Below are 10,864 nucleotides of genomic sequence, written 5' to 3'. Positions count from 1 at the left end.
ACGGGGCGGGCAGCCGCCGGCTCATCACCTCCGACGTAAGGGAGTTGGAGGAGATGCTGGCGGCGCGGCTGGAGGGCCGTCCGCGCTTCCAGCCGGGCGGGCATCCGCTGCTGGACCAGCCGCACATCGTCGTCGTCCTGGACGGCATGTCGCTGCCCCCCGTGTCGACGCTGGCGTCGCCCGAGGGGCTGCAGGGCGTGACGGTCGTCGAGGTCGTGCCGGGCGAGGTCACCGGGGCGCGCGGCGGCCTGTCCGTGGTGGTGCACCCGGACTCGCTGCGACTGGAGTCGGGGCACGGCATGGTGTACGACGGGGAGCCCGACCGGCTGAGCCTGGAGGCCGCCGAGGCGCTGGCCCGTCAGCTCGCGCCGCTGCGGGCCGCGACGGGCGGGGACGACGACGACGAACCGCTGCTCGCCAACCTGGACTTCACGGATCTGCTGAACCTCGGGGACGCGGCGTCGGTCGACGTCACCCGTACCTGGCGGCCCCGTTCGCAGGCGGAGCGGCTCCGTGTGCCGATCGGTGTCGGCGAGGACGGGGCGCCCGTCATGCTGGACCTGAAGGAGGCCGCGCAGGAGGGCATGGGGCCGCACGGGCTGTGCGTCGGGGCCACCGGATCCGGCAAGTCCGAACTGCTGCGTACGCTCGTGCTGGGCCTCGCCGTCACGCACTCCTCGGAGACGCTGAACTTCGTCCTCGCGGACTTCAAGGGCGGCGCCACCTTCGCGGGCATGTCGCAGATGCCGCACGTCGCGGCGGTGATCACCAACCTCGCGGACGACCTCACGCTGGTCGACCGCATGGGCGACTCGATCCGCGGCGAGCTCAACCGCCGACAGGAGATGCTGCGCGACGCGGGCAACTACGCGAACATCCACGACTACGAGAAGGCGCGCGCCGCGGGATCGCCGTTGCAGCCCATTCCGTCGCTGGTGCTGGTCATCGACGAATTCAGTGAACTCCTGACAGCGATGCCGGACTTCATCGAGATGTTCGTCCAGATCGGGCGCATCGGGCGGTCGCTGGGCGTCCATCTTCTGCTCGCGTCCCAGCGGTTGGAGGAGGGCCGGCTGCGCGGTCTGGAGACGTACCTCTCGTACCGCGTGGGTCTGCGTACCTTCTCGGCCGCGGAGTCGCGTGCGGCGCTGGGTGTGCCGGACGCGTACCAGCTGCCGAACGTGCCCGGTTCCGGGTATCTGAAGTACGGCACCGACGAGATGGTGCGGTTCAAGGCCGCGTACGTCTCCGGGGTGTACCGCGCGAACGCGCAGGCCGTCGCGGGCACCGGGGGGCCGCTGCCGGTCGACCGCAGGCCCGTGCCGTTCACCGCGGCGCCGGTGCCGGTGCACTACGTACAGCCCGCCACCAGGCCCGCCGTACCGGACGCGCGCACCACGTCCGAGGACGACGCGCTGGCCGACACGGTGCTCGACGTGATCGTGCGCCGGCTCGAAGGGCGCGGCGCCGAGGCGCACCGGGTGTGGCTGCCGCCGCTGGACAACCCGCCGTCGCTGGACGAGCTGCTGCCGGGGCTGTCGAACGTGGACGGGCGCGGGCTGACGCAGCCGGGCTTCGAGGGCGCCGGGCGCCTGATCGTGCCGCTGGGTGTGGTCGACAAGCCGTACGAGCAGCGCCGCGACACCCTGTACCGGGACTTCTCCGGTGCGGCGGGGCACATGCAGATCGTGGGCGGTCCGCAGTCCGGCAAGTCGACGCTGCTGCGCACGCTCATCGCGGGGTTCGCGCTGACGCACACGCCGCAGGAAGTGCAGTTCTACGGGCTCGACTTCGGCGGCGGCGGCATGTCGTCGGTCGCCGGACTGCCGCACGTCGGCGGGGTGGCGTCGCGGCTCGACCCGGAGAAGGTACGGCGGACGACGGCCGAGGTGTACGGCATCCTGGCGCGCCGCGAGGAGTACTTCCGTACGGCGGGCATCGACTCCATCAACACCTTCCGCAGGATGCGGGAACGGGGCGAGATCTCGCTCACGGACCAGCCCTGGGGCGACGTCTTCCTGATCATCGACGGCTGGGGCAACTTCCGCACCGACTATGAGGCGTTGGAGCCCGCCGTCCTCGACATCGCGGCGCGCGGACTCGGTTACGGCATCCACGTGGTCCTGACGGCGTCGCGCTCGATGGAGGTGCGCGCCAACCTCAAGGACCACCTGATGAACCGGCTGGAGCTGCGCCTCGGCGACACGATGGACTCCGACCTGGACCGCAAGGCGGCCGTCAACGTGCCCACCGGGGTGCCCGGCCGTGGTCTGACGCCGGAGAAGCTGCACTTCATGGCGGCGGTGCCGCGGATCGACTCCATCAACTCCGACAGCGACCTGTCGGAGGCGACGGCCGCCATGACGCAGGAGGTCGGCCGCCATTGGACGGGGCCGGGCGCCCCGGCCGTACGGCTGCTGCCGCGCGAGCTGGAGGCGGCGACGCTGCCGGCGGGGGGCGAGCTGCCGAAGCGCGGTGTGGCCTTCGCGATCGACGAGAACCTGCTGGAGCCGGTCTTCGTCAACTTCGAACGCGACCCGTTCTTCCTGGTGTTCGGCGAGAGCGAGTCCGGCAAGTCGAACCTGCTGCGGCTGCTGATCAAGCAGCTGTCGGAGCGGTACGACGGGAACTCGGCGAAGTTCTTCGTCATCGACAACCGGCGCGCGCTGCTGGACGTGACGCCGGCGACGCACCTGGCGGAGTACGTGCCGATGTCCAACAACATGGACCACCACGTGGACGCGCTGTCGGACCTGATGCAGCGCCGTACGCCCGCGGCCGACGTCACGGCGCAGCAGTTGCGCGAGCGCAGTTGGTGGCGGGGGCCGACGGTGTTCGTGGTCGTCGACGACTACGACCTGGTGTCCACCTCCAGCGGCAACCCGCTCAGCAAGCTCACGGAGCAGCTGCCGTTCGCGCGTGACGTGGGTGTCCGCTTCATCATCGCGCGCAGCGCGGCGGGGGCGAGCAGGGCCTCGTACGAGCCGTTCATGCAGCGGATGATGGAGCTCGGCGCGCAGGGCGTGCTGCTCTCGGGCGACCCGCAGGAGGGCGACATCCTCGGCGGCGTACGGGCACGCCCGATGCCGCCCGGCCGAGGCACCTTCATCTCCCGCCAGCGCGGCAACCCGCTGGTGCAGACCGGCCTGATGCCCTCGACGGACGAGCGGTGACGGGGGCCGGGGTCTTCGTCGCCTTCTTCGCGGTGCTGTTCCTGGGCCTGGCGTTCATCGACCAGCGCAAGGTCTGGTGGCGCTTCCAGGCCCACCGCTTCGACAACCCGGCGGCACACGAGCCGTCGGACGGGCTGATCCGGGGACGGAAGATCGCCCTGATCGTGCTGGCGCTGTTCCTGGGGTGGCAGGCGGTCGGGATGTTCCGGCTGGCGGGGATGGAGTAGGCCGGGGACGGAGTAAGGCGGGGAAAGGGCCTTGGCGTCGGGGACCAATTGAGCCGCATGCTGCGGATGACTCCGCGGCATGCGGCTCGATCAGGCTCCGGGCCGGTCCGACGGGTATCAACAGATCTTTACCAAGCGAATCGATCGGCTGCCTGCGAAACCCTGCGGGTGCGGTGAATCGAAGCATCGTCGCCGACGCTCTGCCCGACGCGCGTACAGCCGACGAGCGCGGAAAGATCACCGACTCGGTCAACAATCAATTCACCTTCTGGTGTTACGTGAGCACCGGCGAATCCATCATCTCCGGCGAGGCGCAGTCCGGCTTTGCCACCGAGGAAGGATGGCGTGAATCTTACTCGAGCAGAGTGGACGGGGATCCCGTCTCTGTATCGGCGGGCGAAGTGAAAGTCATCGCCTTGGACAACCTCGCGTCGGTTTACATTCCCTGCACTCCCCTGCGGCAAGCCGAGTACAAAGTGGAAAGAACTCACTCGCTGGTGTCTGACGTGAGAACCATCGGAGAAAGCCGCGTGCAAGACCTCGCCCTTCGCCAGGTGCTGATGGACTTCGCCTATCAACTCACCAAGCATGCATACGAAGTCGGCAAATGTAAGGAGGCTCGGGACTTCCCCGATGAGCTTCCCCGGCTCCGAACCGATTAGTGCGGTGATCCCGTTCGGGTCGGTACGCGTTTTCGCTGGCCGTTTCCTTCGCCAGCCGTTCCCGGCGTCAGCCGACGGACTTCTTGCCGCCCTTCTCGCCGCCCACCTGGCGGGTCGGCGAGCACGTCGCGGGGATCGCACTGATCGTATCGACGCTGTTCCTTACAGTGACAGCCGGAGGAGACGGTCCGGTCGGCGTCACGGGGGCGAACCTCGGGTGCACTCCCCTGCTCAACTCGGGCGTGGTGGCCGACACTTGCGTTCGTCATTCCGCATCAATAGGTTGATCTGGAATGACGAGATCAATCAGTGAGCACGGGGGAAGGAATCCCAGATGGCATGGGACGAGTGGGACCAGCTGAAGGCGTCGGCCGCGGGAAATGGGCAGGCGCAGATGCAGCTCAACGGGATCCCGGAAGAGGACAGGCCCAACGCGGGCAGTCCCACGGGTGATCTCGCTGTCGATCAGAAGGACTTGGCGGCGATCGGCGACGAGGCGTTCAAGCTGTACAACCGGCTGTGGGAAGAGGCCAGGGTCACCGAAACCGACACGGCCGCGACGGATCTCAAAACTCAGGGATTCGCCCTGGGCGGGGCGTTGAGCCATGTCTCGCTGCGCTGGGACCGGCAGCTCGGTTCGGTCATGGACGCGTGCGCGCTCATTTCGAACCACATGGACTTCACAAAGAAAGCACACGAGGGCGACGAAATCTTCATCGAGCGCCATGTGAGCAGCATCTCCACTCTTGATGCGGGCTTCGACGAGGCGTGGGCACCGCCGGGCGAGAAGAACGACGTCTACGGCGAGCCCAAGAAGGACGAGAAGGACTGAGAAGGACAAGAGGAACAGACTCATGGATTTCGAAGCCCTTCACTCCGCCAATTTCAAGACGCTCGACGACACGGTCGACGCCTGGACCAAGATGCTCGTGAAGCTCGCCGACCTGAAGAAGGACGCCAAGGACGGGCTCAGGGGCAAGGCCAACAAGGCCAACTGGGCCGGCTACAACGCCACGGTGTCGCGTGAGTTCATCGGCAAGACGGCCGAGGAGTTCAACGACGCGCACACCCAGGCCGAATCCATCCGCAACATCATCCGCGACACCCAGGGTGAGCTGAAGACCCAGCAGCGCCTGCTCAAGGAAGCCATCGAGCGGGGGCGGAACAACCACATGTCCGTGAAGCCCGCCGGCAGTGGATTCACCGTCACCCCGAATCCCGACCCGAAGCCCGCGAACGGCCAGACGGACGTCGACGCGCTGCGCGACGAGCTCCAGGGGATTCTCAACACGGCGACGGAGGTGGACAACACCGCGTCCACGTCGCTCAAGGCGCTGGTCGACCTCACCGACTACGGCTTCTCGGGTCAGAAGTACGCGGACCGTGATTCGGCCGCCGCCGCGATCAAGGAAGCGGAGAATCTCGCCCGTATCGCGAAGAAGAACCCGGAAGACCTCACGGTCAAGGAGTTCGACACACTCAACGCCGGTCTGAAGAAGTACTCGGGCGACGAACTCTTCTCCGAGCGCTTCGCCGAGCAGTTGGGCCCGAAGGGGACGCTCGAATTCTGGGATGCGATCACCGATCCCGCCACAAACCGGGAAGTGTACTCGGAGCGGCGCGAACAGCTCGGCGATCTGCAGAAGAACCTCAGCCTCACACTCGCCACCGCGACTCAGGCGGACACGCCTGAGATGCGCCGGTGGACGTACGAGATGACGGAGCTCGGCAGCCAGCCCGTACACAAGAACAGCACCACCATGGGCTTCCAGGTGATGAGCAACCTGATGCGCTGGGGCAACTTCGACGACCAGTTCCTCAAGAGCTACGGCTCCGAGCTCATGGAGACCGAGAAGGCGGCCACCAGCAACGGCCGTCACGGGGCCACGGTCTGGACCCACATGGGCATGGACCCGAATCTCAACCGCACCGGTGAGGACTCCGGTTCGGACCCCATGATCGGCTACCTGAAGGCGCTGTCGAACAGCCCTGACGCCGCGACGGAGTTCTTCAACGATCCCTTCCTGTCGAAGGACGAGGACCACGACTTCAAGGAGAAGAACGAAGACGGCAAAGAGGTCAAGGCATCCCTTTCCAACTTCGACTATCTCTTCGAAGAGCGGGACTGGCCGCCGGAGCGTGACGAGAACGGCGACAACAGCATCTCGGGCCGGAACAATCTGGCGATGGCCCTGGAAGCGGGCACGACCGGCCACCCCGCGGGCGAACTGCCGACGATCGACACCCCGCCGCACAATCCCGAGCAGGCGAAGCTCATGGAGAGCATGGTCGCCTCGATCTCGGACGATCCGGACCGGCTCAAGGACCACTCCTACATGTCGGACAGCGTCGGCCAGATCGCTTCCGAGTACCTGCCGGACATCAACCGCGCCACCGCCGACGGCGGCTCCGAGAACGAGAGCGTGCCGAAGCTCTTCCCGATCGCCGGTACGGCGGCGGACATGCAGCACACCGACGTGACGCGCTTCCTGGCGACGGTGGGCCAGAACCCGGAAGGCTACGCCGCGATCGAGGTGGGCCAGAAGGCGTACATGGCGGGCCTGATGGACTACCACCTCGACCCGGACCTCCCCGCCGACAGCCGCTATCCGCACTCCACCGAAGAGACGATCAAGGAGATCGCCCGCAGGTCGGGAGAGATCGAGGGAACGCTCGCCATCGGCCGTAACGAAGCGGTTCTGGGCGACGCCAAGACGGCCGACGACGAGTTCGAGCACGCGACGAACCAGAAGAAGAACACCATCTCGGGTCTCGTCGGCCTGGGCGTCGGTGTCGGTACGTCGTTCATCGCCAGCCCCGTCGTGGGCGCGGCGGTGGGTGGCGCGGCGGGGACGGTGACGGGAGTCGTACTCGAACAGTTCTTCAAGGACACCGATCCTGAGAACCTGGCCGGCCTCGGCCACGACGTCGGACTGCGCTGGGAAGCCAGCAAGGACGCCCAGACCGACATGGCCAGGGTCGCGGGCGAGGAGGCCGCCAAGGCGCACAACTCGCCGGACGCGGAGCGGATCCAGGAGTGGACCCGTATCGGCACGACCGATGGTTTCAACGACGCCTCCACGTCCGCGCGCCGGATGGCGGACGACCTTGAGACCGAGATTCCCACCTGATGGGCACACCGAGGACAGAGACAGAAGGGCGCATGAGAATTCGTGACCGTAAGAACCCCCCTCCCTACGCCACGCGCCGTCGGCTCGCGGTGACTCTGGGGGCGCTCTCGTTCGTCCTGCTGGCCGCCGGCTGCTCGGAGGAGGGGGCGCAGGAGTACGAGGTCCCCAAGGCGCTGTGCGGCGTCGACGTACCGGCGGAGGTGCTCGATCCCTTGCTGCCGAACGGCGCGAAGATCTCCGAGCGGTCGAAGACGGCCAGTGGCGTCAAGCGCTGCTACGTGTCGGTGGACGACAAGGTCGCCTTGTCGACGTCAGTCGAGTGGTACGAGGCGGATACGCCCGTCGCGGAGGTCGCCGAGAAGACGATCGGCGCGGACCCCGGCGACAAGGTGACGACAGACAAGCGGTACAGCTACTCAGGCAAGGGCGGAGCCGGGCTGATCCGCTGCGAGGACTCGTCCACGATCGACAAGGACGTCGACGGTGACCTGTACACGACGGTACGGGTGGGCGACGACTCCGCGGACGCCGCTGATGTGCTGAAGATGATCGAGGCGTACACCGCCGGCGCTCCAGCGGCGGGCGAATGCGAAGTCGATCTCTGACGCGTTCAGGAGCCAATGCAGGGGCGGCGGGGAGAGAGCGCCGCCCCTGAGGCTGATGGGCGTCGCCGGACGCACGAGCGGGCCGGACGGCGCCGAAGTGAAGTGGGCTGAGCATCTCCCTGCCGCGCCACCACGGTCGTAGGCACGGCAAAGGGGGGCACCTCCCGCGCGTGCCCCCCGTCGCCGCAACTGCCGGTTGCTTCCAGGAAGTTCTAAGACGTTCCTAGAAGTAGCCGGCAGACTTCCTGTCGCCCGCCTGGTAGGTCGGGCCCGCCTCGCGGACCTTGCGGGCGATGTCCTTGAGCGCGGTGTGGATCAGGCGCGTCTCCTGGTCCCACTTCTTGTGCGCCGCGTCCGCCGCGGTCTTGGCCTCACCCTCGAAGGTGTTGGAGACGCCTCGGATCTTCGTCTGAATGGCTTCAAGGCTCTCGTCGAGCCGTGCGGCCTGCTTCTCGATGACCCCGGCGGCCTGCTCCAGCGAGCCGTAAGTCACGACCATGTCGCCGTTGTTCTGCTGAGCCACGAGTCCTCCTGTTTCCTGTCAGTGCGGTGTGCGGTACGTGCGGGTCTGTCAGTAGCCGTTGATGTTCGACGTCGCCTTCGCCGTCGCGGCGGCGTCACCGGAGAAGCCGGCGGTCACGTCGACACCGTTGAGGGCCGCGTAGATCTCGTCTTCGGTGTTGCCCGCGGTCGTACGGGTAACCTGGATCGCTTCCTGGAAGTTGAGCAGCATCTTGGCGATGCGGACCATGCCGGAGTTGATCTCGGCCTGCTTCACATCGAAGGCGCTGGCGCCGATGCCCTTCCAGGCACCTTCCAGGCTGTCGATGACGCCCTGGAGGTTCTTCAGCTGTCCCTTGACGTCCTCGAACTGGACCGTGATCTGGTCCTGGACGTCCTTGAGAGCCTGATCGCCGACCTTCTGGACTGCCATATGTCAGTCTCCTTTTCGTATGTGCTCGTTACTGCTCGGGTGCTTCGGTGAGTGGTCTGTGCGCTGCCCGGTCACGCGGTACGGCGTTTGCGTACGACGGCGAACGCGCCCCCGGCGAGTACGGCGACGACCGCCACTCCACCGAGGATGAGCCCCAACTGGCTGTCGTCGCCACTGTCTTTGGCACTGCCTGCCGCGACGGCGTCTGTGTCCTTGCCCGTGTCCTTGCCGTCGCCCTCCGCGCCGGACTTGGGCGGGGAGGAGGCGTCATCCTTCCCCGATCCCTCCTTCGAGGGCGCTCCCGCATCGGCCGAACCGGCGCTCGTCGTACGCTCGTTGGTGAGCGGGCTGACATCCGGATCGCCCGGCTTGCCGATCCCGCGGTTGATCGCCGCGTTGGGGCGGACGATCCCGTGGCCGAGGTAGTTGCTGACGGTGCCGGGCTTCCAGTCGTCGCCACGACCTGCGGACTCGAACATGACGCGGAGGACCTGGTTCGCGGTCCAGTCGGGGTTGGCGGACCAGATGAGCGCAGCGGAGGCAGAGGCGAGTGCGGTGGCTGTACTGGTTCCGCCGTTACCCACGCAGTACCTGGCAAAAGTCTCGTCGCACCAGAACGGCGTATCGAGGCCAGGGGCCGCGATGTCGACGAAATCGCCGTGCTGGGAGGTTTCGGCTACCTGGCCGTCCCGGTCGGAGGCGGCGACGCCAACCACCTCGGAATAGTTGGCCGGATACTCAGGTTTGTTGCCCTTCTTGGCGCTGTTGCCGACTGGGGCGAAGAACAGTTTCCCTTTCTTCTGGCTGTACTCGACCGCTTCCTTCTCCCGGGCGTCAAGAAACTCACCACCGATCGACATGCTGATGATCTGTGCGTCGCTGTCGGCAGCCGCCTTGATGGCGACCGATCTATCCCACGCATGAGACTTTCCCTTGAAGTCCTCGGTCGCTACCCGCATGGGAATGATCTTGACTCCGGGGGCCAACCCGCGCAGGCCGCCTCCCTGCCCTGTTCCGGCGATCAACTCAGCCATGGTTGTTCCATGCCCGGTGTAGTCGTCCGTCGTCTCTCCATCCGCATCTGTCGCGTCAAGCCCCTTCAGGACCTGGCCTTTCAACGAAGGTGTCGACGCGACCCCTGTGTCGATGACAGCGACGTTGATGCCCTCACCAGTCGTGGACTTCCAGATCTCCTCGGCACGCATAGCGTCCAAGTACCACTGGTTCGGCGGGCCGTCTGCGGCAATCGCTGCCGGAGCGGCACCGGCCGTGCCCATGGACAATGCGCCGACCAGGGCCACCGCGCCTGCCAGCCTGCGCCGCCACGCATAGAACCCGGATCGCTTCCGGACATGGCTCATTCCTGCCGTCATCCCGACTTCCGAACCTTCCGCTGTGCCTAGTCGATGACTGGCGGTACGGCATCACGGCGCCGCACCGTCCGCGTTTCTTCGTCGTCCGCCCTGTTCTCCGGGCGACGCTGTTCGGGACGCTCCTGCTGCTCATCGTCGGAATCCCGGCCGCGTCGGCTACCGGTAAGTCCCGAACCGCCGGGCGTGAAACCGCCGGCGCCGCGGGGCGGCGTACCGCCCCTAGGAGGCGTGCCACCACTTCGTGGAGCGCCCACAACGCCGTTGGAACTGGGCGTGCCCCGCCCCGTGGGCCGCGTGGCGCCCTGCGCGGCGCGATTTCCCACGACACCGGACTGGCTGGGACGCGCCGCCGAGTTGGATCGGCCCGGCGCCGTACCTTGCCCCTGCCCGCCGATGACATTGCCTCGGGGAATGCGTGATCCGGAGTTGCCCTTGCCATTGCCGGAGGAACGCTGTGGCGTCCCTCCTACGATGCCGTTGTTACGGCCGCCCGTACGAGATCCGGAGGACGTGCCCGAACCGGAACGCCCGGTCACAGGCGTCCCACTGGTTGGCCTTCCAACCACCGGGCTCCGAGTGGCTCCCGGCCCACCGGTGCGTCCCGCACCGGGACCCATGCCCGTCGGCCGTCCGACCGGGGACCTGTTCGCCCCCGTTCCTGAGTTCGTTCCGCCTCCGCCCATGAGCGGCGGTCGCCCTACGGGCGGCCCCTGACGGCCGCCGCCTGTACCCGTTCTTGAGGTGGGGGTCGGCCCACCC

General features: G+C 67.1%; 9 protein-coding genes. 6 read left to right on the top strand and 3 right to left on the bottom strand.

Annotation, left to right across the window (positions count from 1 at the left end; genetic code table 11):
* From eccCb to BHU15_RS33805, 6 genes are all read left to right on the top strand, one after another.
* On the top strand, nt 1-3,173 hold a 3,173-nt coding region (gene eccCb, locus BHU15_RS33830), incomplete at its 5' end, for a type VII secretion protein EccCb (protein ID WP_069630617.1).
* Nucleotides 3,170-3,400 carry a hypothetical protein gene (locus BHU15_RS33825; RefSeq protein WP_069630616.1) on the top strand — a complete coding sequence of 77 codons (231 nt, stop codon included), beginning with the start codon at nt 3,170-3,172 and terminating at the stop codon, nt 3,398-3,400. The genes eccCb and BHU15_RS33825, both read left to right, overlap by 4 nt.
* Nucleotides 3,401-3,573: 173 nt before the next feature.
* Complete coding sequence (locus tag BHU15_RS33820) at nt 3,574-4,062, top strand: hypothetical protein (protein WP_069630615.1); 489 nt, start codon at nt 3,574-3,576, stop codon at nt 4,060-4,062.
* A 334-nt stretch (nt 4,063-4,396) separates the two neighbouring features.
* Entirely contained in the window at nt 4,397-4,894 is a 498-nt protein-coding gene (locus BHU15_RS33815) for a hypothetical protein (RefSeq protein ID WP_069630614.1), read from the top strand.
* A 22-nt stretch (nt 4,895-4,916) separates the two neighbouring features.
* A complete protein-coding gene (locus BHU15_RS33810; RefSeq protein WP_069630613.1) occupies nt 4,917-7,193 on the top strand; it encodes a DUF6571 family protein in 2,277 nt (758 codons plus the stop codon).
* Nucleotides 7,194-7,225: 32 nt separating this feature from the next.
* Nucleotides 7,226-7,798 (top strand): hypothetical protein, encoded by a 573-nt coding sequence (locus BHU15_RS33805; RefSeq protein WP_141726940.1) that lies wholly within the window; start codon nt 7,226-7,228, stop codon nt 7,796-7,798.
* Nucleotides 7,799-8,021: 223 nt separating this feature from the next.
* Here the strand turns inward: BHU15_RS33805 and BHU15_RS33800 are convergent, their stop codons facing one another.
* From BHU15_RS33800 to BHU15_RS33790, 3 genes are all read right to left on the bottom strand, one after another.
* Nucleotides 8,022-8,321, bottom strand: a complete 300-nt coding sequence (locus BHU15_RS33800; RefSeq protein WP_247748888.1) for a WXG100 family type VII secretion target — start codon at nt 8,319-8,321, stop codon at nt 8,022-8,024.
* Nucleotides 8,322-8,369: 48 nt separating this feature from the next.
* Nucleotides 8,370-8,732, bottom strand: a complete 363-nt coding sequence (locus BHU15_RS33795; RefSeq protein WP_023538281.1) for a WXG100 family type VII secretion target — start codon at nt 8,730-8,732, stop codon at nt 8,370-8,372.
* 71 nt (nt 8,733-8,803) lie between these two features.
* Nucleotides 8,804-10,105: a S8 family serine peptidase gene (locus BHU15_RS33790; protein WP_069630611.1), complete on the bottom strand. Its 1,302-nt coding sequence runs from the start codon at nt 10,103-10,105 to the stop codon at nt 8,804-8,806.
* Nucleotides 10,106-10,864: the final 759 nt, after the last annotated feature.

Origin of the sequence: Streptomyces niveus (genome assembly GCF_001723055.1) — a bacterium.
GTDB lineage: Bacteria > Actinomycetota > Actinomycetes > Streptomycetales > Streptomycetaceae > Streptomyces > Streptomyces niveus.
Note: the sequence above shows the minus strand (reverse complement) of the source record. Positions and strands in the feature narration are given on the sequence as shown.

What these genes read in the sequence shown, in the direction of transcription:
- BHU15_RS33810 (WP_069630613.1), top strand. Translation starts at nt 4,917, where the DNA reads ATGGATTTCGAAGCCCTTCACTCCGCCAATTTCAAGACGCTCGACGAC.
- BHU15_RS33790 (WP_069630611.1), bottom strand. Translation starts at nt 10,105, where the DNA reads ATGACGGCAGGAATGAGCCATGTCCGGAAGCGATCCGGGTTCTATGCG.
- BHU15_RS33805 (WP_141726940.1), top strand. Translation starts at nt 7,226, where the DNA reads ATGAGAATTCGTGACCGTAAGAACCCCCCTCCCTACGCCACGCGCCGT.
- BHU15_RS33795 (WP_023538281.1), bottom strand. Translation starts at nt 8,732, where the DNA reads ATGGCAGTCCAGAAGGTCGGCGATCAGGCTCTCAAGGACGTCCAGGAC.
- BHU15_RS33815 (WP_069630614.1), top strand. Translation starts at nt 4,397, where the DNA reads ATGGCATGGGACGAGTGGGACCAGCTGAAGGCGTCGGCCGCGGGAAAT.